Raw genomic sequence first — 23,474 nt, forward strand, 5'->3', positions numbered from 1 at the left:
GCACTGCCATGCGCTATCGCGCCCCGTTGCCTAAAACCATTGAATTGAAATGCTAAGCAAGACCCTGGGCGCCGCCGTGCAAGGCATCGACGCCATAACAGTGACTATCGAAGTCTCGATCGAGTGGGGCAGCGGCTTCACCATCGTGGGCCTGCCCGACACCGCTGTGAAAGAGAGCGGCGAGCGCACGCGCTGCGCCATCATCGAGGCGGGCTTTGACTTCCCGCGCAAAAATGTGGTCATCAACATGTCGCCGGCCGACATCAAGAAGGAGGGCTCGGCCTACGACCTGCCCATCGCCATAGGCATCCTGGCCAGCGACGAGAAGGTGTCGACCCAGCTACTCGACCGCTACATGATCATGGGCGAACTCGGGCTCGACGGCTCGCTGCGCCCCATCAAGGGCGCCCTGCCCATGGCCATACTGGCGCGCCAGCTGCATCTCGATGGCTTCATCCTGCCGCGCGACAATGCCATGGAGGCGGCCATCGTCAACAACCTCAATGTGTATGGCCTCGACTCGCTGCAGCAGGTCATCGCCTTCCTCAACGGGCAGGCCCAGCTGCAACCCACCGCCGTCGACACGCGCGCCGAGTTTGCCAAGGCCCAGGGGCAGTTTCCCTACGACTTCAGCGAGGTGAAAGGCCAGGAAAACGTGAAACGGGCCTTTGAGGTGGCCTGCGCCGGCGGGCACAACATCTTGCTCATAGGCAGCCCCGGCAGCGGCAAGTCGATGATGGCCAAGCGGCTGCCCAGCATCCTGCCGCCGTTGAGCCTGCAAGAGGCACTCGAGACTACCAAGATACACTCGGTGGCCGGCAAGCTGCGTCGCGGCACCACGCTGCTCACGCGCAGGCCCTTCCGCTCACCCCACCACACGATATCGCCCGTGGCCCTGGTGGGCGGCGGCACCTACCCCACCCCGGGCGAGATAAGCCTGGCTCACAACGGCGTGCTCTTTCTCGACGAGCTGCCCGAGTTCAACCGCAGCGTGCTCGAGGTGATGCGCCAGCCCCTGGAAGACCGCCTCATCCACATCTCGCGGGCCAAGTATGCCGTCGAGTACCCGGCCTCGTTTATGCTCGTGGCCAGCATGAACCCCTGCCCCTGCGGCTACTACGGTCACCCCAAGAAGCCGTGCATATGCACACCCCACCAGCGCCAGCAGTACCTGGCCAAGATATCGGGCCCGCTGCTCGACCGCATCGACCTGCAAATCGAGGTGCAACCCGTGGCGGTCGACGAGCTGGCCTCGAAGCAGGCCGGCGAGCCCTCGGCGGCCATACGCGCCCGCGTGGTGAAGGCCCGCGAGTTGCAGACGCAGCGCTTCGGCGCCACCGCCGGCGTGCACTGCAACGCCCAGATGACGCCCAGCATGATTCACCAGTGGGCCGAGCCCGATGCCGAAGGCCTGCGGCAGCTCAAGCACGCCATCGAGAGCATGAACATGAGCGCGCGCGCCTACGACCGCATCCTCAAGGTGGCCCGCACCATCGCCGACCTCGACGGCAGCCCCCAGGTGCGCGCCCCTCACATCATGGAAGCCATCTCCTACCGCTCGCTCGACCGCAGCAACTACTTCAACATGTAATTTTTTTACTCTATGGACGAAGACCAGAAAAATATTATCATATACCGCACTGCCGATGGTAACGCTTCTGTTGCATTATTGGCAAAATCTGGCTCAACCAGCAGCAGATGGCAGAACTTTTTGCCACCTCTAAGCAAACCATCAGCTATCATGTAATCAACATTCTGAAAGAGAATGAATTAACCGAGAGTTCAGTTGTCAAAGAATATTTGACAACTGCCGCCGATGGCAAGAGTTACAATATCGTTTTTTACTCTCTTGAGATGATAATTGCGGTGGGATATCGTGTTCGTGGCGTGCGGGGAACTCAATTCCGTCAATGGGCAACGAGGCATCTGTCGGAGTACCTTGTCAAGGGCTTTGTGATTGACGACGAGAGGCTAAAGAACCCTGATGGCCGTCCCGATTATTTTGATGAATTGCTCGCTCGAATCCGTGACATTCGTGCCTCTGAGAAACGATTCTATCAAAAAATTCGCGATTTGTTCTCACTGAGCAGCGACTATGACAAGAGCGATAAGGCCACTCAAATGTTTTTTGCTGAGACACAAAACAAATTGCTCTACGCCGCAACCTCGACCGCAGCAACTACTTTTCTACCCCGCTGTAGTCCTGCGAGGCGGGGGGCAGACTCGTGCGTCAAATGATGATAGAAAAGAGGTATAGAGGTGAAAATCAAATAATAAATGGCGGTGAAAATGTTGAATTATTGTAATTTGTTTTTTACCTTTGTTCAACTTAAATTAAGTGTAAGTTGAATGCAAGACTACATTCCTGACAGCGTAGTTTGGGCCGAAGCCTGTGGAGGGGACATTAGCGCCTTTGAGGTTCTGTTTCACAGGTATGCCGACTCGCTGCTTGCTTATGGATTGAAGTTTACAGCCGACAGAGACAATGTGAAAGACGTGATACAGAACCTGTTTCTCCGTCTCATGACTCAGCACGACAATCTATCGCATGCGGAAAATGTGAAGTCTTACTTGTTTACGGCCTTTCGCCGCTCCTTGATCAGAAGTATGAGTGTGAGTAGCGAGATATCGTTTGATTCCAGCGAGAGTTTGAAATTTCACATCGACAGGCTGGCTTCGGCCGATGAAGACAGTGGCCTTGATGATGAAATGCTGCAACAGCGCCAGCGTCTCTATGAGAGCCTTCTCAAACTGTCGTCGCGCCAAAAAGAGGCGCTCTATTTGCGCTATGTGCAGCGCCTTCCCATGGAGCGTATAGCCTTTATGTTGAACATGAACAATCAGTCGGTGCGCAATCTGCTGCACCGCGCTATCGAGAAACTACGCGAATCGATGGGTCCAAAGTCACCTGCAAGCCAGTCCATCCTTCTGGCCTTGTTGATACCGATGCTTTCGTGACTCCCTCGCTGGTGATGTTGTAGCCTGAAAATCCCATGATCACAGCTTGCAACACACCGCCAGCCCCTGTGAGGAAATAGGGATTGGTGCCGCCTTTGCACTCTGCAATCACCCCAAAGGGCGGGCACTGGTTGGCTTTGTAGGCTTGGTCAAAGTAGCGGCGGGCCAGCTGAGCATTGCCCATTCGGGCATAGAGAAGGGCAAAGATGGCTTCGGTCATTGCAGGCCCGTTTTTTATGCGTGGGGCATAATAGTTTAAGTCTTTGAGAATTTGCTCTTGGCTGGCGATGATGTCCAGCGGATAGGCAAGGAGGTTTACATCGGCTTGCTTGATGCTTTCGCCAGCGTAGGAGGCATGTTCCAGCGTAACACCTTGAGCATTTTTCAGGATGGGTAGCCCAGAGGCAACCTCACTCCAGAGAGGGTTGGGCTGCTTGCCCGCAATGTGTGCAGCCATGCAGGCAATATTGAGATTGGTAATGGCTATGGCATTGGTAAATGCATTGTCGTCGACATTGGCAGCATATTCATCGGCACACACCACATTATTGATGTGATAGCCATGGCCAGAGGCATCGGTCTGGGCGCGCGACACCCAAAAGTTGGCCGTGGCCTTGATGAGTGGCCAGGCTTGGGTTGTGAGCCAAGCTGTGTCGCGTGTCACGCAGTAGTATTGCCATGCTGCATGTGCCACGCAACCGGTGATGTGGTGCTCAAAGGTGCCTGTGAGTGCCCATGTGGGTGTTTCTTCCATGCCAGTGTCGCTGCTTTCCCACGGGAACATGGCACCGTCGTAGCCATGCTCCCAGGCGTTGGTCATGGCTGCTTGAATGCGATCGATGCGATAGTCGATCATGGAGCGAGCCATGTCGGGGTGCAACAGTACCAAGGCGGGGAATATCCATACATCGGCGTCCCAAAACACGTGTCCGTTGTATCCCAGTCCCGAGAGCCCCATGGGTGATACTGAAAGCCTTGAACGTTCACGAACAAAGCTATAGAGATGATAGAGCATTGAGTGCACGTCTTGTTGAGCTTGGTTGTCGCCAGAGATGGTGATATCACTCTTCCACAAGTCGCGCCACAACTTGACGTGCATGGATTCCAGTTGCTCAATGCCTTGCTTGACGGCAAAGATGACGAGGCGGTCGGCCTCGTTTTGCACATCGGGGTGGCAGGCCGAGGTCATGAGACTGCCTGTGATGGCGAAGCTGAACTTTTGCCCCTTGTTGAGCTTGATATTGAATTGTGCCACATTCTGTGTGCTGTCGTGGCTGGAGTGGATGACCTCGGGGTCGTGGCCGCCAGGAAAAATCAACGAGGAGCTGGCGGTGACGTCGAGCCGCCCCGTGGGGCTCTTGGCATCGGTCGAGAGCAGGTAGATGTTGCCCGTGCGTTTGGTCATCTTGTTGTAGCGGAAATGCACGCTGCGCAGTGTAGTGGGCACTTGGTGAATGCTGCGCACCGTGATTGTGATATCGTTCATTGCCTCAATCTCGACGATGTTGAGCGCATTGAAGGGCAACTGCCGCAAGGCACATTGCCGATAGCCGATGTGGGCTTTGCCAGGCACGTCAAAGTGCTGGCCCATGAAGGCCTGGCGCATGTCGAGCTGTTGCTCGTAGTGCTCAATGTTGCTTGCGGTCGCTGGTATGCCGTCGACGTCGATCTCCATATCCATCATTTTCACGCTGCTGAAGAAGTTGCTCACATTGCCGCGACCAAACTTGTCGTAGGCACCAGCAAGCACGACATCAGCATTTTTCAATGGTTGTGCTGATGATACCAGGCCCAGCTGGCCGTTGGCCACGGTCTCTCCGAAGTAGGGTGTTGCCGTGGGGTGGCTGGCCGTGAGTGTCCAAGCATCCTGTGCCACGCAGTGCATGCTTGTGCAAAATAGGGCCATGATAAAAAGGAAGAGTGTCATTTCTTTTTTAATGATTTGGGTATAGGAAAAACGCGGTCGTGCTCAGTCTTGGATTTTGTGCTATTTTCTCAATCTCCAGTTGTCTTTTATATAGGATGTGGGATAAACCGTGTGGTCTTGTGTTTGGCCGCCCCGCAGGCGAATCCACGTCTCAAAGCTGCGTTGCCCCTCCTTGAGCACAATCACGCGAGCGCCGCTCGACAGGTGGTTGTACTCGGTATTGCCGCCCGTGAAGCGGCCGTAGGCCAGCAAGATGCCATGCCACATGGTGGCATAGTCGTTGTCGTGGTCATGACCGCTGAAGATGCCCATCACGTCGCCTGAAATTCTCATGGCGGCAAACATGCCTGTGTTGATTTTTGGACAGCACACGGCTTCCATGCGCGTGCCAATCAAGATGGCATCTTGCGTGGTGGCTGCCTCGGCATACTCGGGCAGCGGGATGTGCATGAATGCCAGTGCGGGCAATGGAACACCGCCGTTGCTGCGGGTAAAGGATGCACTCTGGCTGGAGTACCATTGCACCTGCTCGCCTGTGAGCCAGGCGTAACCACCCACTTCCTTGATCTGTGCATTGGCATGGGTGTCGAAGCAGTAGAGCAGGGCAGCATCGCGGCTGCCGCTATGGTCCTTGACGGTGATCACGTGGTCGGGGGTAATTGAATCGTAGGGGGCAGTGATCACATTGTGCTTGTAAGTCGCAATGATGCGTTGCAGCTCACCGTTGGTCATGCCCCGCTCGCTGTCGTGATTGCCAAAGAGCATGATAAATGGAGTGTTCTGTGCCTCTATGATGTTGAGCACTGCTGTCAAGGTGCTGTCGGCAGGACGGGAATATACGAAATCTCCAGTCACTATAATCAAGTCGGGCTTTTCAGCCTTTACGATCTCGGAGATGCATTCTGGTACTACCTGTGAGGCGGGATTGTGCAACTTGTAGTGGAGATCGGTGAATTGCACAATCTTGAACTCTCTGTTGCGGTTGAATTGCAGGTTTTGTGCTTGGCCTGTCGCAGCAAGCAAGATTACGACCAGGAGTATAAATTGACTTAATGCTTTCATGTTGTCAAAGTTATGTTTTTTTTGCAAGGGCTAGAAGAATATGGGAATATTTGTGTACTTCCAGTAGTTCTTCTAGCCCGTCATGTGCAATGCACATCAATTGATTCTCATGTGCTCTATAAATAAACTATTTCAATATCCACATAATTTGGTTCTCATCGTCGATGCCGCCAAACTGGCTCTGCACGGCAGCCTTCACGTTGGCTCCATTGTAGTCATACTCCGATTGTGGATACATCCAACGTACAGGCATCTTGTTGACATCGTCGTTACGGTTGCTGCTGGGATTGATGGGCAAAACGGGATAGCCGGTGCGGCGGTACTCGAAGTAGGCGTTATAGGGCTGTTGCATGAAAGTGGCCAGATACTTTTGCTCGATAATTTGCTCGATTTGCCGCTCAGGGTTGGCCGAGAACGCTACTCCTGGATTGCTAAGATAACGGGCGATGTAGTCATCGGTAATCTTCCTATTGTGGTGATATTCGGCATTGTCGACGGTGTTGTCGGCAGTGAAGTGCATGGCGGCCTCAATGCCCTTGTTGTAGTAGTTGCGGGCATCGCCATCGAGCAGGCCGCGCACGCATGCCTCGGCCAAGATGAAGTTCAACTCGCTGTAGCTAAGCAGGACCGACGGCTCGCCCACGATTTCCTCAACATATCGCTTGTTGGTTTGCGATACGTTGCCCTCAAAGACAGCCTTCTGGATTTCCTCCTCGGTGAGCGTGGCTTCTACACCATTGTAGGAAGCCCAGTCATCGACGGCACTGCCGGCTGCCACGGCATTGGGCGTGGGTTGTGCGTAGTAGAACAGGCGATAATCGCCAAAAGCCTTGAGCGAGTCGACGACTTCGGACGAAATCTGGATGTAGTTGACATAGTTGTTGCCCTCCTTGTAGAAGTCGGCTTTCTGGCCTGACTTGTCGCTGTGCACGAGTTGCAGGTTGTCGGTATTGCTGTCGAACAAGGGTCTTGTGGCCACGATGTCCTTAAATCGGGCTGCAACATTGAGGTCGGGATCGTCGGTCTTCTTGTAGAGGTTGATCAGGATTTTGAGTGCCATCACGTTGGCAACCTTGCGCCACTGGCTGGTGTTGCCGCCATACACGAAGTCGCCATTGAAGTTGCTGCCCTGGGCGAGCAGCTGGTCGGCCTGGTCGAGCTCGTTGAGCAACCCCAGCATTACATCGCGCTGGCTGTCATACTTGGGGTAGGTGATGCCAGCTTCGCCTTGCATGGCTTGGCTGTAGGGGATGTCGCCCACGCGCATTGTGGCGTCGAAGAACACGATGGCGCGCAAGATGTGGCCCAAGCCCTCGTAGGAGGCTTTCAACTGCGCGTTGCCGGCGGCTTCTATCATCTTTTGCACGTTGTAGAGCATGGTCACGCCATCAAGATCGGCACGTCCCAGCTTGTTGAAGGCGATGTTGATATCGTTGGCCTCGGTCCAGGCGATATACTTGCACAGCATCTCGTCAAACATGTATCCCTTGGGCTCCCTGTGTTTTTCCCACAGGTTGCGTATGCAATTGGTAGCAATCATTTCAGAGGTTGCCGCGGTCGACTGGTTGGGGTCGGTATTGTAGCTGTCGAAGTGGTCGGTGCAGCTGTTGATGCCCAACATGCCGCAGGCCAGCAGGCCCGACACTAAAGCTGTTTTAATATAGTGTAGCATAATTCTCTTTTTTTGGTTTTAGAAAGTCATTTTGATGTTTATACCCATGTAGCGCACCGATGGCGAGGCCAGGTTGTCACTGGCTCGGTCGGGGTCGGTAAATTTGTATTCCTTAGTCCAGAGCAGCAGGTTTTGCCCGATGAGTGAAACCGAAGCCTGCTTCATGTTCATTTTCTTGCACAAACTGGATGGGATGTCGTAGGTGACAGACAGCTCACGCAGTTTTATAAACGTTTCATCGGTGATAAACTGCTCGCCCTTGCACCAGTAGCTCTTGATGTAGGTTTCATAGGACACGGGAGTCTCGTTGGGGGCAAAGACGCGGGTGTCTTCAACGATGCGTCCGTAGGAGTCATACTTCACCGAGCCCGACACCACGGTCACTCCAGGGGCTACGAAGCTCTTGTTGCCGTTCACCACCTCGTCGTAGCGCCACTGGTTGTCGCTCTCGGGGTGTGCGCCAGTTTGCCACAGGCGGTAGTTGGTACGGGCTGTCGACAGTCCGCCAATGCGACCGTCGATAGTGAAACCAAGACTTAGGTTTTTATACTTGAAGTTGTTGGCCAGGCCCCACATCCAGTCGGGGTCGGTGTTGCCCACCTTGTACTTGTAGCTTGTGAGGCGCGGGAAGCCGTTGGTGAGAATCACGCTGCCGTCGGGGGCATAGTTGAAGGTCTTGGAGGTATAGGCATCGACGCGTGCGCCTTTGTAGGTCCACAGGTTGTCGGCGCTGTATACGGGGTCGATCTTGGCGTAGTAGCGTGCCGATCGGGCCCAGTTGGTGGTTACATTCCAGGTGAAGTTGGTCGTCTTGATGGGAGTGGCATCTACAAAGAACTCAACACCACGGCGCACATACTCCTCTTGGGTGTTGACGAGCACGCTCTTGAAGCCCGTGAAGGGGGAGATGGTGGTGGCGGCAGTGTTGTTGTAGGTGAGCTTGTTGTAGTAGGTGAAGTCAAACTTGATGCGGTTTTGCAAGAAGTGGGCCGAGGTGCCTATTTCCCAGGTGCGGTCGGTGATGGGTTTCACCTTGCCGCGCATGGTTGTGGGGTATACGGCCGAGTTCAGTCCGTCCCACACCGAGTTGTTGATGGTATAGGCCTGGTTGGTGTCGTAAATGTTGAGGTCTTTCTTGGAGACGGTCCAGGAGCCTCTCAGCTTCAGGAAGTTTAACCAGTTGGGCATTTTAATGATGTTGCTCAATATCACACTGGCGCCTACCGAGGGGTAGAAGTAGGAGTTGCTGCCGCTGGGCAGGGTCGACGACCAGTCGTTGCGGCCGGTTAAGTCCATGTAGTAGGTGCTCTTGTATCCCAGCGAGGCCTTGCCGTATATGCTGTTCACCTTCTTGTTGGCCAGGTAGGGCGTCACTGTGGGGCTTTCGACCGATGCCTTAAGCGAGTAGAAACCAGGAATGGAGATGCCGTTTTTGGTAGTGGCCTCCAGCGACTTGTCGCGATAGTAATAGATTGAGGCACCTGCAAGGGCATCGATGCTGAAATCGCCAGCAGTCACGGTTGCGTTCAGAATAAAGTCGTCGTTGGTTGTGAAAACCTCTTCGGTTTTTTCAGCGTAGTAACCTTTGTTGGTGTTGCCCCAATTGCGGGTAGCGTTGATGCCGATGGGGGCGCGGCGCTTGGTGCTCAAGTTGGTGTAGTCATAGCCGCCACGCACGATAGCTGTGAGCCAGGGCATGATGTGGTAGTTGATAGTGAGCATACCGTTGGTCTTGGTGTTGTCTTCACGGTTGATTTTCTCGTAGGCGCTCATCCAGGGGTTGTCGTACCATGACTTGCGGTTCCAGTTCTGCTGGGTGTCTTTCACCAGCCAGTAGTCGCGATAGTCGCGCACGTCATATTCGGGTCCGGTCCACACGAGAAGGTTGTAGATGTAGCCCTGGTCGGTGTAGCCAGTACCCGATGTGTTGCTGGCCAGCTGCTTGTTGAAGCCCATTGTGGCAGTGATGTTTACCTTATTGCCGAGTTTCATTTCACCGCCTATGTTGTATTGCAGCACCTTGCCGGTTTGGTTGGGGTACTGGCCCTTGTCGTAGATAAATGATACCGAGGAACGCACGCTGCCGTTTTTGCCGCGCTGCGACACGCTCACGGTGTTGTTTGACACCATGCTGAATTGCAGGAAGTTTTTGAAATTGTTGCGGCCGGCCGATACAAGTTCGCGTTCCTCCATTTGGTGTGTGTACGGATTGTATTGGGCATAGACGCGGCCTATGTCGAGCTTGTCGCCCCACACCTCGTCGTCGGTGTTGTACTTACCCCCGTAGCCCGAGCTGTAGGAGTGCTGCACCTTGGGCAGGGCGAGAGTGCCGCAGTTGAACATGTTGCTCGAGTTCACTTCAACGGTGAAGCCTTCTTGTCCGCTCTTCTTGGTGGTGACCATGATGGCGCCGCTGCCGCCGCGGCTGCCGTAGAGGGCCGAAGCAGTGGCACCTTTCAGCACGTCGATCGACTCAATGTCGTCGCTGTTGATATCGGCAAGGGTGAGATTGGTGGGTACGCCATCGAGCACCAGCAGCGGAGTCTCGCCGCGCAGGCTGATGGTGGGGGCTTCCATAAACTCGCTCGAGTTGAAAATGGTCATGCCGGCAATGCGGCCTGTGAGGCTTGTGGCCACATTCACGCCTTTCACTTTTTCAAATTGTTCGCCTGCAATCTTTTGAGTGGCATATCCGAGCGCTTTTTCCGAGCGTTTCATGCCCAGTGCGGTGACTACAAGTTCCTTGAGTTTGACCGACTCGTCCTGCATGGTGACGATAATGTTGCTGCGGCCGGCCACTGCAACTTCTTGCTGAGCGTAGCCAATGAAAGAAAAGCGCAGCTTGCTGTTGCGGTTGGGCACTTCGATGTCGAAGTAGCCGTCGAGGTCAGAGATGGTCACGCGATTGGTGCCCAGCACTTTCACAGTGGCCCCTATCACAGGCACGTTTTTCTCGTCGAGCACGCGCCCATGTATTTTTGCAGGGCTTGAGGCCTCGGTTTTTTCACCCTCGAAGATCATAATTTGGCGTCCAGAGATTTTGTATTTCAGCCCTGAGCCATTGAGCACGCGTTGCATGACACTGTTGATCGAGGCGTTGGTGACCTCGGCTGTCACTTTTTTATCCAGGTTGGGAAGGTTGCTGTTGTAGGCAATCATGTAGCTGGTCTGCTTCTCGATGAGGGAAAACACCCGCTTGAGAGGCATGTTGCTCACGTGAAGCGACACGGTGCCATCATGCGCTACTTGCGCAACTGGAGTTGGGCCTGCAGCCTGCATTGCAGGGGTGGCCACGAGGGCCAGCAGGCTTAGCAGTACGGGCCACACTCGTCGCCACGTTCTGCATGTCAAGTCGTCATACTTTTTCATTGATTGTTTTTTTAAGTTGGTTCTGTTATTGATTTAGAAGATATTCTGGTTATTTGCTCTTGAATATTAAAGGAAGAAATTCCTTGAGGCACCGGCGCCAGGTGAGCCATTCGTGTGCTGTGCCTTGTGAAATGAATGGCGTGTAATGGATGCCGTTGTCATCAAGTTCCTTCCGAAGTTTGGTTTGCCCCACGTTTTCGTCGGTGCCATAGCCTATGAAGAAGCAGCGCAGCTTGCTGTTGAATGTTTTGGCATCTGACATAATGCCTCCATAGTTCTTGTGCACGTCAAGGCCATACACGGCACCGCTAAACAGGCCGATATAGGCAAACATGTCGAGATGAGGAACTACGATGTCGAGCGCTTGATGTCCGCCCCACGACAATCCTGCCATGGCACGATGGTCGCGGTCGGGGATGGTGCGAAATGTGCTGTCGATCATAGGAACAAGATCTGCGATAAAGGTTCGATAGAATGATGTTCCATATTTGGTGATCTCGACAAAGTGTTCTTTCTCTTTTTTGGGTACATTGATGTCGCCGCTCTCCATTACAACTATCATGGGGGTTGCCGTGCCAGCAGCTGTGAGGTTGTCGATGATGTGTTGCATCATGCCCTGGCGTGTCCAGCCAGTGTGGTCCTCGCCCATGCCATGCTGCAGGTAGAGTACGGGATAGCGGTGGTTGCCGCTTTGATCGTAGCCTGCCGGAGTGTATACAATGGCAGTGCGCCATGTGCCTGAAGAAGTGGCATAGTACTCGATAGTGCGCAACTGTCCGTGTGCAATGCCGCGCTGGGGCCGATAGTAGTCGCCCTCACTACCTTCAGGAATCTCTAAGCCACCGGCTTCGCGGCTGTAGGCAAAAAACGTCTGAGAGTTTGGATCGATGGTTTTCACACCGTCGATGGTCATGAAATAGTAGTGGAAGCCCTTGGGCAGTGCGGGGGTGGTGAGGGTCCACACGCTGTCGGTGGCTCGAGTCATTTCATAGGTGGTTTTGTGGATTGTCACCTGCACGCTGTGGGCATTGGGGGCTGTGAGCTTGAAGGTGGCACGGCCTTGGTCGTCGACCATGGGATACTGTGCTGATGGGATGTTCCATATCGAGCGTGTGCCTTGGGCCTGTGCATGGGTTGCCAGGGGGCTGAATACAAGTGCCAGCGAGAGTATCGCGCTTGCTGCATTTAATATTTGCTTGGGTTTCATTATGGTTTATTTTGTTACTTTGATTGTATGAGTTTCTTTATGGTAGCTTATGGGGGCTATCATCTGCAAGCGTTGCATGAATTCATCGAGGCTCACGCTGGCATCAAACTTGCCGCTGAGCACGATGGCATCGGTTGCTTTCCGGTTGAATGTAAACTGGGTGTGGTAGATATTTTCCATTTGTTCGATGAGTTTTGTCAATGGCTCGTTGTTGAGAATGATGATGTCGTCTTTCCAACTGACCAGGGTTTGCATGTCGATGTCATTTTCTTCGATCACGTTGGTTTGCTGATTGCTGGCAAGGTATTCAAGCGTCTCTTTAGGCTTCAGGGTGTGAGACTTGTTGCCAGCGGTTTTTACGTTTACTCGGCCTTCGTAAAGTGTCACGCATTGTTTGTTCTCACCAGGATAAGAAGAGATCAAGAATTTTGTGCCCAGTACCTTTACTTGCAGGTCGCCGCACTGGGCAATGAAGTCCTTGCGAGGGTTGTGGGTGATGTCCATGTAGGCTTCGCCCTCAATTTTCACGCGTCGCACATCGACTGTGGCCAGCGAGAAGGGGAACGTCATCTTTGAATTTTCGCGCAGGGTGATGGTGGAGCCGTCGGATAGCACGACTCGTGCCCTCGCGGCACGGGGCACAGCGACCATGAGTTGGGTTCCTGGCTTGCATGAAGTTGTCACTTGGTTGCCTTGCAGGTTGATGTTGATCACGCCCTGCCCGGGCTTGCACGTGATGGTGCAATTGTCGTCAAGAGTGATGACTTGGTCGCCAGCCATGAGTTTGATGTTTTGAATTGTTGACACATCAAGCTGGCTTAGCATTGTGTTTCGATCTTGGTCATTGTGGTGCACGTTGTTGACAAGGTGCCAGCCTCCTACTATGAGCAGCAGGGAGATTGAAGCCGCAGCCACCCATTGCCACCACAGGTGTCGGGGCTCATGGGTGTTTTGTTCATAGAGAGCTATGATTTTTTGCCACAGCAAGCGCTTCTCGTCGGCGGTGAGCCGTGGCTCGTTGCGTTCGAGCCAGTCTTTGAACAGCTTTAAGTTGGAGACCTTGTTCATTTTTATAGTTCCGGTTCTTTTTTACAGGTTACTGCAATGGTTCTTTATAATTGAAAGGGGAGACATGGAATTTTGTACTCATTTTTTTCATCTTTTCTCCAAGTTGAGGCGTTTTTTTTGAAGGATTGGGCTGAGGTGTGTATCATAGGATTTAATTTAAAATGATGATTGAATGTCGGTGTGGTGGGTGCCTGGTATAGGGCATCCATCACATGCAAGTGGGTGGCTGTTGCTGGCCGGGGGCGGGGGAATTTTTACTGCCAGGTGTTGAGGGCGTGGAGCACGTCGCGCCACACTTGCTGGCGATCGGTCTCGGCCAGCAGCTCGTGGCGCATGCCGGGATACAGGCGCTCGCTCACGTGGAGGTAGCCCATCTTGGTCATCAGGCTGGCTGCGGCGTGGAAGGCCTTGTCGCTCAATCGGCAGGGGTCGAGGGCTCCCGAGATGAAATAGACGGGCATGGTGGGGTTGGCCATTGCCCAGCCCCTGGGCGAGTAGCAGTCTTGCATGAGGGCAAAGAGGTTTTCAAAGCCGTTGGCCGTGAAGGTGAATGTGCACAGCGGGTCGGCGTGGTAGGCCTTGAGTGTGGCTGCATCGCTGCACACCCATGCCTGCGGGTAGCCCTCGTGCCTGAAGGGGCGGTTGAAGGTGCCAAACGTGAGCCGCTGCAGCAGCTGCGGGCGCGAGTGGCCGCCTGCCAGCAGGGTGCACAGGCGGGCCAGCAGGCGGGCCAGGCCCACGGCGGGGTTGCGGCTGGGGCTGCCGCACACGATGAGGGTGTCGATGGTGCTGTCGTAGCGCTTGGCATAGGAGCGTGCCACCATCGAGCCCATGCTGTGGCCCAGCATGAAGAGCGGCAGCGTGGAGTACTGGCGGTGTATCCACTGGTTCACGATGTGCAGGTCTTCGACCATTGCCCGCCAGCCGCCCGAGTACATGTAGCCCAGGTCGCCGGGGGTCTTCACGGTCTCGCCGTGGCCGCGGTGGTCGTGCACGACACACACATAGCCGTGCTGTGCCATGTGTTGCATGAAGGGGTAGTAGCGCTCCTTGTGGTCGCACATGCCGTGGGCCAGCTGCAGCACGCCCACGGGGCGGCCCTCGGGCTTGATGACCGAGGTGGCCAGCCGCAAGCCGTCGGCCGAGGCGTCGAGATAGGTCTTTTCCATTTGTTTTTTTTACTTTTGGAGGCAAAGATAGTGAAAAAAATCGAGTGTGTGCCAGCCATAAATGCCTGTGCGATTGCATGCAAAAAAAAAACGAGCCTCCTGCATTGTGCTGCGGCAGGAGGCTCGTGATGCACATGTGGCGCTATGGCGCCGGCCACGTTATTTCACGATTTTCTCGCTACGGGCAGTGCCGTCGCTGTAGCGGGTCACCTTGATGTTGAGGCCCTCGAGGGGCTCGCGGCTGTAGATGCCCTGCAGGTTGTAGTAGCGGGTTTCAACGACCTGAGCAGCGGTGGTCACGGTGCCCACGCCGGTGTTAGGCTGGTGGGCCGGCATGAAGATGACCAGGCCCAGGGCGTCGTTGTCGGCCTTGTGAAACACCACCTTCTCGATGCTCACGCTGTCTTGGGTGGCCACGTTCCAGGTGTTGCCTTGGGCATAGATGGTGCCTGTGCCGTTGTTGTAGAGGTCGTAGAGCTCACCGTTGTTGCCGTTGTTCACCAGCACGTTCTCGCCGGGGTTGTAGTCGGGGTCGTCGGCAGCCACCTGGGTCTTGCCGGCGTTGACGGTGGGAGCGCCAATCACGGTGATGCCCCACAGGCTGTTTTCGATGTGGTTGCCCTTGATGCGCACGTTGCCCTTGTTGCTGGAGTCGTAGATGCTTATGCCCGAGCCGCCGTTGTTGGGGTTGGACTCATAGTTGTTGTTTTTGATCATGTTGTCCTCGATGTAGAGGTTCATGGGTCCTATCATGGCCACGCCATAGCGGTTGTCCTCGATGTCGTTGCCCTTCACGGTCACCTTGCCGGTATAGGCCAGGCCCAGCATGTTGCTCAGGCCTATGCCGCCTGCCAGTGTGGTCTCGGCCAGGCCTATCACCTTGTTGTGGGTGATGGTGATGTCGTAGGGGCCGCCGCAGGTCATGTTGATTTGCGGGCGGTTGCGCTTGCTGGTGGTGTTGCGCAGAAACACGCAGTTGTCGACCACCAGGCCCACAGGCGTGTTGGCGCCGTTGCCCAGTGCGCTCACGGTGTTGTCGACAAAGTAGCTGCCAGTCACGGTGTTGCCGTCGCACGAGCTGCTGTAGTTCACGACCGAGCCGCTGTTGATCTTGCCATTGTAGAGGGTGAAGGTGCAGTGGTCGATGGCCAGGTGGCCGTTGGTGCTGCCAAAGTTGATGCCGGCATACTCCATAGTCACGTTTTTCATTGTCATGCCCGAGTTGGTGTCATACACCTTGAAGCCCTTGGGGGCTGCCGTGGCTGTGGCGCGGGTGATGACGGCGGTGTCGGGCACGGCAAAGTCGGCATAGCCGTTGACCGAGACCATCACCTTGTCGCCCAGCAGCACCTTGTCGTTGTTCATCAGGCGCAGGGTGTCGCCGGCGGCGATGGTGAAGTCGGCTGTCACGACATAGCCGCTGTCGGTGGCCGTGACACCGCTGGTGTCGATGGCGGCCAGCTGGGCAAAGGTGTAGGCCCTGCCGGTGCCGGCGCTCACAAAGGTGGCACTCATGGTGCCCACGGTTGCTGCTGCAACCAAGAGAAGTGTAAAGAATTTCTTCATAATCGCTGTCTGTTTTTTTGTTTTGCTATCGTTGTTGATTGGGCAAAATTAAGCATTATTCGCCTCATGGCAAAATACAAGTGGCTGGCGTGGAGGGTCGGTCGCAGCTGTGAGTGTTAAACGTGTTGTGTTAATTCGTCGGTCAATTAACACACATTGTTGCGCATTGCGGCTTCGCTTTTTCTTTTTTCTTGATTTTTTGTTAAAGTCACGACATGTTGCAGTGTGGTGTGATAATAATGCCTAAATTTGCTGTGAAATATGACTAAATGATGTTTTTTGAGTTTTACAGCTTTCAATTTTTAAATTTTCAATGATCATGTGTTTTAATCATCGAGCACAATCTGCAGCCATGGCACAGGCGGGAGCGCCGCGCGCAGGTGGCGGCTCTGTGCTGGGTGTGGAACCAATATTAATAGAGGAAACTTCTTTATACAGTAATTTTAACAAAAATAAAATGTAGGGAAAGCATTCGTGAGGATGCATGATTTACACAAAGAGTTTAAATTTACGTTTTAAAGAGAGGAGAGGCGTGGCCACGATGGTCCTGCCTCTCTGTGTGTTGATGCTTGCCACATGCAGTGGGGCGCGGCCATTCTCCCCCTGGGGCGGCCCTGATGTGGGACTAAACATTGTTAAATGTTTTGTGCAATTTTTTTTAATGTGTAACTTTGCACATGGAAAAAATATAAGAGAGCTAAATAAAATTGTAACAAACTGATTTTTATATTGTTATATCAATTTCCTCTTGATCAATATTTTTCTGTGATAAAAAGACAGCGCGGTTTTTGTGCCGACGCAGCCTCACATTTATATTAAAGAAATTATAGCATGAAGCGATTGTTCAAATTATTGGCGCTCGTTGTGGCGCTTGTGGCGTTTTCCCCCAGGGTCGGCGCTTTTGACTATTCCAGCGTGAGTTACCAGTGGACCGACGACAGCGGTGTGACGCACACAAGCAAACTCAGCGACAAGGCCACCGACTACAACCAGATTTTTGCCCTCTTGTGCGAGGTCTACACCAATCCCGCAGTGCCTGGCACGCTCAATGTAGACGGTGTGGAGGGCACCGACGTCAACTACACGGCCAACAAGCCTGCCTATATCACCGCCGCCAAGGTGGCCACTCCCGTCGAGGGCCTCACGTGCATGATTGTGGAAGTCAAGAAAGGGGCTGCCGCCGAGCGAAACTATCCAGCTGAAGCCATGAAGCAGTGGATAAAGCAAAATGTGATTTCGGTCCAGATCATCACCGATGTGGCCGAGTCGCGCAATGCCTATGTGCTATCGGTATCGGGCTCTTACAATCGCTTCTATTTCATGTGCAAGGGTCGTGCTACAAATGATTCAAGCTGGGGTTATCCTCGTGGTTTTGAGACGCTCAGTGCCACAGGCGATGCACAAGCTGCCGATGGTGCAAGTGATTTCTACAGCAGGCTCACTGCGGGTGAGGTGTATGACGTGAGTCACGATTGCACCGATGTGACGGGACTTAGGCACTACTACACCATCAATCCTGGCACCAACAGTGCCTACTTGCGCAACATCACCCTGGTGATGCCAAAAAACAGACTGAAATACTGGGACCAGAAAACCAATCCTGGCTTCAAATGGGCCAACTCCCAATATGGCTATCAGCGTAATGACGGCGGAGGTGTTCGCGACTATGTGTGGTACAATCCCGACTACTGCCCCAAGATAGCGCTCTACACCTCTACACTCAAGGCTGAGGCCAAGCAGGCGGCCGACTATGCCGACGAGGCTGGCAAGCGGCTCTTTGACGTGAAGCTCGACTGGACTTCAAGCCTCAAAGACGTGCTCAAGTATGACGGCGACGAGAACTACGACATCTATGCCGTAGAGGGAACCGACACTACCCGTATCATGAGCGGCACGGCCCTGCACAGCCAGCTGTACTCGACCGGCGGCACCGCCTACAGCTACCAGGTGGAGCAGCGTGAGAAGACCTACAAGCTCACCTATGTGGTGAAGTGCTACCCCAGCACCGCGGACGGCAGCGGCCAGGTGGGCCCGGCCGTGACCAATGTGGCCACAGTCATCATCCCAGGCTATCACGAGGAGTTCTTGTGGGTGAGCGACTACCGCTCAAAGTTTGACGTGGCCACGCTCAAGAATGCCTATAAAAACACCATAGGGCTCACGGTGAACCGCTATGTGTTTAACCCTGCCGGCGGCGAGCAGCGCGTGATCACCCGCACGCCAGTGGGCGGCAGCGAGGCTGGCAAGTCGCAAGATGTGGCCAAGATCACCTTCGGCAGCCAGGACAAGGGCGCCAGCTATACCATCGAGTACTACAACCAGGATGCAAGTCCCCGCTACGACAACGCCACTGCTGCGGTTGAGGGCAAGACCGACGACGGCATCACCCTCGACGACTACTTCACCGCCTCTACGGCCCAAGGCGGCGACTTGGCCCAGGGCTACATCTACGCCATCAAGGGCGGCAGCAACGAGACCACAGTCGAGGTGCCGGTCTACGCCTCGACGATACAAGCCGAGCGAGCCACCCACTACAGCCTCGACGAGATTGCCTCCGACGTCGACATGACCCACCGGCTGGCTACCAACGAGGATGTGAATGTGGCCGTGGCGACCGACGACGGTGTGGCCAGCTACGACATCTACAAGGGCACATCGCCTGCATCGAGCACCATCACATTCAACGGCACAGCGACGGCTACCGATGTTGCCACCCCCACGGTACAGTACTATACCGGCCAGCTCACGGCCCAGTCGCACGCAGGCATCAACACCTATGGCACCAACCAGGTGAGCATGGCCTCGAGCCGGGTGACGGCTACCCTGGCCAGCGCATCCAAGAGTGCCTACACCTTCCACTCGGGCAGCCACTACTACACGGCCACCCTCGACCTCAAGGCTGTGCAGGGCCAGGCCAGCGGCTACAGCATAGTGGGCTATCGCGTGTGGCGCAACATGGTCGACGGCACGCCCGACGAGCAGTACCCCGATGCCTACATCACCGGCACTCAGGTCAAGATCAAGGACCGCGACAAGAATTTCCTGTTCTACGACGACCTGGCCAACAGCAGCAATGTGGTGCGTGAGGTGGGAGCGCAAGCCGAGTCGGCCACTGTGACCAAAACCGATGGCACGCAGGAGACCATCAACAATTTCACATCGGGCACTTTTGGCGCTGCCACAAGCCCGGTGGTCGACTATGTGGTGAGGCTCTATTACACCAAGACAGCCCAGGCAGCCCAGGCAAGAGCCCGGCGTGCTGCCGAGCAGGCAGAGTACTACATTGCCGAGTACACGCTTGAGAAGGACTTCTCCAACGTTGCGACGGCCGTGACAACGGTGCAAGCTCCCAGGCAGGTGACCAGTGTGCGCTACTACGACACTACAGGGCGCGAGAGTGCCACTCCCGTGCAGGGTGCCAGTATCGAGGTGACAACCTACACCGACGGGTCGCGGTCGACGCGCAAGGTGCTGCGGTAGCACCACCGACAGCGCTCGCCGGTAGAGTGCGAAAAAAAATTTTTTTTGATTGCAATGCGATGCCCCCGCCAGTGGCCAGTGTGCCCGGCAGGGGCATCGCTGTGCATGGTGGTCGCGGGTTGTGTGGTGGTGAGCGTGGTTGAAACATCGCGTGCTGGCTGAGGGGCGTGATGCTTTTTGCCCGCATGCAGTGGGGGTGCGCGGGTTAGGCGGCGTTGAGGTTGAGCCAGTAGAGCAGTGCGAGCAGGAGGAGGATGACGGCGATGAGGGGGATGTAGATGGTGTCGCTCAGGCGGCGCTCGAGGGCCAGGTGCACGTCGTCGAGGCTGGCATAGCGGCCGGCGATGCAGCCTGCGGCAATGGCCAGCAGGCGTCGAGGCCGTGCGGGCGAGGCCATGACGGCGGCCTTGAGCAGGGTTCCGTAGCGGGCTATGGCGGCTTGCTCGTCGAGGCGGGGCTGTGGCCAGGGGTGCAGCGCGATGTGCTTGAGGGCGGGGTCGAAGCCGATTGTCTGGGCGTCGAAGTGGCCCACGGTGCCGTCGGGGCCCAAGGCAAGCGTGATGGCCTCGACAGCGGGTTGCTGCATGAGGGCCATCACGCTTGGTGTGATGTGCTTGCGCTTGATGAGTGAGGCGAGAGTGACCGTGGCGCTATTCTATTTTCTTGGCGGTGTTGGTGCTCAGGTTGTACTGGTACTTGCCTTGGGGTGTGCGTATGTTGATGATGCCTCGCTCTGAGTCTTCCCAGCCAATGTCGGTGGCGCCGCTGCCGCCGTAGTGCACCTCAAAGTTGGTGTTGCTGCGCTTGGAGAAGGCGTAGACGCGGCCGTTCTTGAGCAGAAACACGGTGTAGCCCGGGGCTTTCACCTTCTTGGAGAACTCGTCGGCGTGAAACAGCGGCTTGCTCTTGTCGTATTGCTGCACGTTCATCTTCACCTCTTCGCCAGTCTCGAGGTCGTTGGGGTCGACGAGGCTCTCGCCGCCTGCGCCCGGGTTGATGAGCCCGCGTGCCACCGAGTCGGCATGGGCCTTCTCGGCAGCGGCTTTCTCCTGCTCGGCCTTTTGGGCGGCGATTTCCTCGGGTGTGGGGATGTGCAGGTAGCCTATGTTGGAGGCCCACTCCTTGAGGCGGGTGGCCAGGATGCCGTTGACTGTCGAGGTGCCGGTCACTTGCAGCTCTTGCTGGCCGCTGGAGCTGCTGGTGGCGATGTTGCCGTTGAAGTCGATTTGCGACACGATATCGCCGGCCTCGATGTCGAAGAGCACGGCTGTGAGCGTGCCCACGGTGCCCTGCTGCTTTTGCGGCACGGTGAGGTAGGCAAAGTAGAAGTAGTTTTTGCCGTTGATGTTGTCGCTGTAGGGGATGGCGTCGCCGGCACGCAGCTCGGCGGGGTCGAAGATGAGGTTGTTGCCGTTCAGGTACTTGGTCTTGTTGAGCTTGATGTCCCAGTTGGCACCGTTCTGGGTGAGGGTGTAGATTTTAAAGAACGGGTGCTGGTCGTCGTTGAGGTAGGTGACACCTATGATTTTGTCCTCCTTGCCGTTTTTGTCCATCACGCGCATGGCATAGGCAATCTTGTCGCCGTCGCCCTTGAGGTTGTTGGCCTCGAGCGTGCGGTTGAAGATGTCGATGGTGTTGTTGTTGGCGTTGTCGCCGGTGATGCTCACCTCGTCGGGGGTGACGTCGCGGCTGCCGCTGAAGAAGCACTGCTTGACCACGATGAGCCCCACAAAGGCCAGCACGGCCAGAATGATGATGGTGTTGCGCGTGGTGTGCTGCCCCTGTCCGGCCTGCGCGGTGGCGCTCTGCTGCTGGTCGCCGCCGGCATCGGCAGCCTTGCCCACTATGTTGTGGCACACCGGGCAGAAGACCGAGTTGGCCGGAATGACGCTGTTGCAGTGCGGGCACTGGATTTCCTGGTCGAGCGGGGCACCGCAGTTGTTGCAAAACTTGGAGCCTTGGGGCACCAGGCTGCCACAATGTGGACATTTGATATCGGGCATAGGATGATGAGTTTTTGTTATAACAATTGCAAAGATAGTGCAACTCGGGCGCAAAAACAAATTTTAGGCCAGCACCTGCGCGTGGCGGCAATAGTGTGGTCAATTTTTTTTGTATCGGGGCAAAATTGTGAGTACCTTTGTGAATAAATCAAACAATCATTGTCCCGTTTCCCATGAGTGAAAACTATATCGTATCGGCCCGCAAGTACCGTCCCAGCACCTTCTCGACCGTGGTGGGGCAGCAGGCGCTCACCCACACGCTCAAGACGGCGATAGCCAGCCACCGGCTGGCTCATGCCTACTTGTTCTGCGGCCCGCGCGGCGTGGGCAAGACCACGTGTGCGCGCATCTTTGCCAAGGCCATCAATTGCGAGCATCTCACCCCCGAGGGCGAGCCGTGCAACGAGTGCGAGTCGTGTCGTGCCTTCAACGAGCAGCGCAGCTACAACATTGTGGAGCTCGACGCGGCCAGCAACAACTCGGTCGACGACATACGCGGCATCACCGACCAGGTGCGCATTCCGCCGCAGGTGGGGCGCTACCGCGTGTTTATCATCGACGAGGTGCACATGCTCTCGACGGCGGCCTTCAACGCCTTTCTCAAGACACTCGAGGAGCCGCCCGAGTATGCCATCTTCATCCTGGCCACGACCGAGAAGCAGAAGATCATACCCACCATCTTGTCGCGGTGCCAGATTTACGACTTCAACCGCATACGCGTGCCCGACATTGTGAAGCAGTTGCAGTACATATGCAAGGACCGCGGCGTTGAGGCCGAGACGGCAGCGCTCAACGTGATTGCCGAGAAGGCCGACGGGGCCATGCGCGACGCGCTGTCGATATTCGACCAGGTGTCGGCCTCGAGCGAGGGGCACATCACCTACCAGAGCACCATCGACAACCTGAATGTGCTCGACTACGACTACTACTTCAGGCTCGACGAGGCCTTTCTCAAGGCCGATGTGCCTGCGGCATTGCTCATCTACAAGGAGATACGCGACAAGGGCTTTGACTCGCAATTCTTTGTCAACGGTCTGGCCCAGCACATGCGCAACCTCATGGTGGCCAGCAACCAGCTCACGGTGAAGCTGCTCGAGATGAACGACGATGTGGCCGGCCGCTTTGTGGAGATGGCTGCACGGTTCTCGCCAGGCTTCTTCTACAGGGCCATGGACTTGTGCAACTACTGCGACCTCAACTACCGCGATGCCAGCAACAAGATATTTATCGTTGAGCTCACGCTCATCAAGATATGCCAGCTGCTGGGCACGCCGCTGCCCCCCACGGGCGGCAGCCCCACCCGGCTCAAGAAGACGCCCGCCGCCCCTGCCACCCCGCCAGCGGCTCAGGCACCGGCGCCCTCGCCAGCCCCGCCAGCCCAGGCCAGTGCGCACCTGGCAGCCTCATCATCGCCCGCTGCCCCTGCTGCCGCACCGCAGCGGGCAGCGACGAGCGTGAGCGGCCCGGCGGCAGGCCCGGCTGCCCATCACCCGCGGGCGGTGATCAAGACCCCCCACATCTATATCAACAACACGGCCGCTGCCGCGGCCGAACGCACCGGCCAGCAAGGCCCGGCGCCGGCGGGCACGCAGGGCGCGTCCCGTCGCGAGCCCTTCACGGCCCAGCAGGTTGCAGCGGCCTGGCAAGGCTACATCGCGGCTCACCCCCACGACCGGCTGGTGATAAATATCATGAAAACCGTGACGCCCAAACAAATCGATGCCGAGAACTATGAGATCACCGTCAACGACGCCCAGTATGATTTCATCAACAACACCATGAGCAAGATACTGGCTCACGTGCGCGACGCTGTGAAAAACGACATGCTCGCCATAGCTGTGAAGCTGGGCAAGAGCGGTCAGGCTCCCAAGATATGGACCGACCGCGAAATCGTCGACGACCTGCGCAAGCATCACCCCGAGATGGACGAGGTGATCAAGGACTGGGGCCTTGGCCTGGCCTGAGACGCCTGCCCTGCTTCTACGACGCTGTA

The 23,474-nt window shown here is 55.8% G+C and carries 15 protein-coding genes; 5 read left to right on the top strand and 10 right to left on the bottom strand.

Annotation, left to right across the window (positions count from 1 at the left end; all coding sequences use genetic code 11):
- The first annotated feature begins 49 nt into the window (after positions 1 to 49).
- The 3 genes from GF423_RS06745 (at position 50) to GF423_RS06755 (ending at position 2,958) form a co-directional block, all read left to right on the top strand.
- The gene (locus GF423_RS06745; RefSeq protein WP_154327630.1) at positions 50 to 1,591 is read left to right on the top strand and encodes a YifB family Mg chelatase-like AAA ATPase; all 1,542 of its coding nucleotides are present in this window, start codon (positions 50 to 52) and stop codon (positions 1,589 to 1,591) included.
- Positions 1,592 to 1,698: 107 nt separating this feature from the next.
- The gene (gene rhuM / locus GF423_RS06750; protein WP_235911583.1) at positions 1,699 to 2,238 is read left to right on the top strand and encodes a RhuM family protein; all 540 of its coding nucleotides are present in this window, start codon (positions 1,699 to 1,701) and stop codon (positions 2,236 to 2,238) included.
- A gap of 111 nt (positions 2,239 to 2,349) precedes the next feature.
- Positions 2,350 to 2,958, top strand: coding sequence for an RNA polymerase sigma factor (locus tag GF423_RS06755; protein ID WP_154327631.1), 609 nt, complete (start codon positions 2,350 to 2,352; stop codon positions 2,956 to 2,958).
- On the opposite strand, the gene GF423_RS06760 is transcribed toward GF423_RS06755, so the two are convergent.
- The 8 genes from GF423_RS06760 to GF423_RS06795 all read right to left on the bottom strand — a co-directional run bounded on the left by GF423_RS06760 (position 2,870) and on the right by GF423_RS06795 (position 15,998).
- Entirely contained in the window at positions 2,870 to 4,885 is a 2,016-nt protein-coding gene (locus GF423_RS06760; RefSeq protein WP_154327632.1) for a kojibiose hydrolase, read from the bottom strand. The genes GF423_RS06755 and GF423_RS06760 overlap by 89 nt on opposite strands.
- Before the next feature lie 60 nt (positions 4,886 to 4,945).
- Positions 4,946 to 5,947, bottom strand: a complete 1,002-nt coding sequence (locus tag GF423_RS06765) for a metallophosphoesterase family protein (RefSeq protein ID WP_154327633.1) — start codon at positions 5,945 to 5,947, stop codon at positions 4,946 to 4,948.
- A 127-nt stretch (positions 5,948 to 6,074) separates the two neighbouring features.
- Positions 6,075 to 7,619: a SusD/RagB family nutrient-binding outer membrane lipoprotein gene (locus tag GF423_RS06770; RefSeq protein ID WP_154327634.1), complete on the bottom strand. Its 1,545-nt coding sequence runs from the start codon at positions 7,617 to 7,619 to the stop codon at positions 6,075 to 6,077.
- A gap of 18 nt (positions 7,620 to 7,637) precedes the next feature.
- Positions 7,638 to 10,988 (bottom strand): SusC/RagA family TonB-linked outer membrane protein, encoded by a 3,351-nt coding sequence (locus tag GF423_RS06775; protein ID WP_235911581.1) that lies wholly within the window; start codon positions 10,986 to 10,988, stop codon positions 7,638 to 7,640.
- Between the two features lie 49 nt (positions 10,989 to 11,037).
- The gene (locus GF423_RS06780) at positions 11,038 to 12,195 is read right to left on the bottom strand and encodes an alpha/beta hydrolase-fold protein (protein WP_154327635.1); all 1,158 of its coding nucleotides are present in this window, start codon (positions 12,193 to 12,195) and stop codon (positions 11,038 to 11,040) included.
- A gap of 6 nt (positions 12,196 to 12,201) precedes the next feature.
- On the bottom strand, positions 12,202 to 13,263 hold the full coding sequence (locus tag GF423_RS06785) for a FecR family protein (protein WP_154327636.1): 1,062 nt from the start codon (positions 13,261 to 13,263) through the stop codon (positions 12,202 to 12,204).
- Positions 13,264 to 13,517: 254 nt separating this feature from the next.
- A complete protein-coding gene (locus GF423_RS06790; RefSeq protein ID WP_154327637.1) occupies positions 13,518 to 14,432 on the bottom strand; it encodes an alpha/beta fold hydrolase in 915 nt (304 codons plus the stop codon).
- A 159-nt stretch (positions 14,433 to 14,591) separates the two neighbouring features.
- A complete protein-coding gene (locus GF423_RS06795) occupies positions 14,592 to 15,998 on the bottom strand; it encodes a right-handed parallel beta-helix repeat-containing protein (RefSeq protein WP_235911578.1) in 1,407 nt (468 codons plus the stop codon).
- Positions 15,999 to 16,829: 831 nt separating this feature from the next.
- On the opposite strand from GF423_RS06795, the gene GF423_RS06800 reads away from it, so the two are divergent.
- The gene (locus GF423_RS06800) at positions 16,830 to 19,478 is read left to right on the top strand and encodes an RHS repeat domain-containing protein (RefSeq protein WP_154327638.1); all 2,649 of its coding nucleotides are present in this window, start codon (positions 16,830 to 16,832) and stop codon (positions 19,476 to 19,478) included.
- A 205-nt stretch (positions 19,479 to 19,683) separates the two neighbouring features.
- Here GF423_RS06800 and GF423_RS06805 read toward each other — a convergent pair whose 3' ends face one another.
- Positions 19,684 to 20,073 (bottom strand): hypothetical protein, encoded by a 390-nt coding sequence (locus GF423_RS06805; RefSeq protein WP_154538194.1) that lies wholly within the window; start codon positions 20,071 to 20,073, stop codon positions 19,684 to 19,686.
- A gap of 55 nt (positions 20,074 to 20,128) precedes the next feature.
- Complete coding sequence (locus GF423_RS06810; protein WP_154327640.1) at positions 20,129 to 21,481, bottom strand: zinc ribbon domain-containing protein; 1,353 nt, start codon at positions 21,479 to 21,481, stop codon at positions 20,129 to 20,131.
- 173 nt (positions 21,482 to 21,654) lie between these two features.
- Here GF423_RS06810 and GF423_RS06815 point away from each other — a divergent pair, with 173 nt between their 5' ends.
- Entirely contained in the window at positions 21,655 to 23,445 is a 1,791-nt protein-coding gene (locus GF423_RS06815) for a DNA polymerase III subunit gamma/tau (protein ID WP_154327641.1), read from the top strand.
- The last annotated feature ends 29 nt before the right edge of the window (positions 23,446 to 23,474 follow it).

Source organism: Sodaliphilus pleomorphus, from assembly GCF_009676955.1.
Classification (GTDB): Bacteria; Bacteroidota; Bacteroidia; order Bacteroidales; family Muribaculaceae; genus Sodaliphilus; species Sodaliphilus pleomorphus.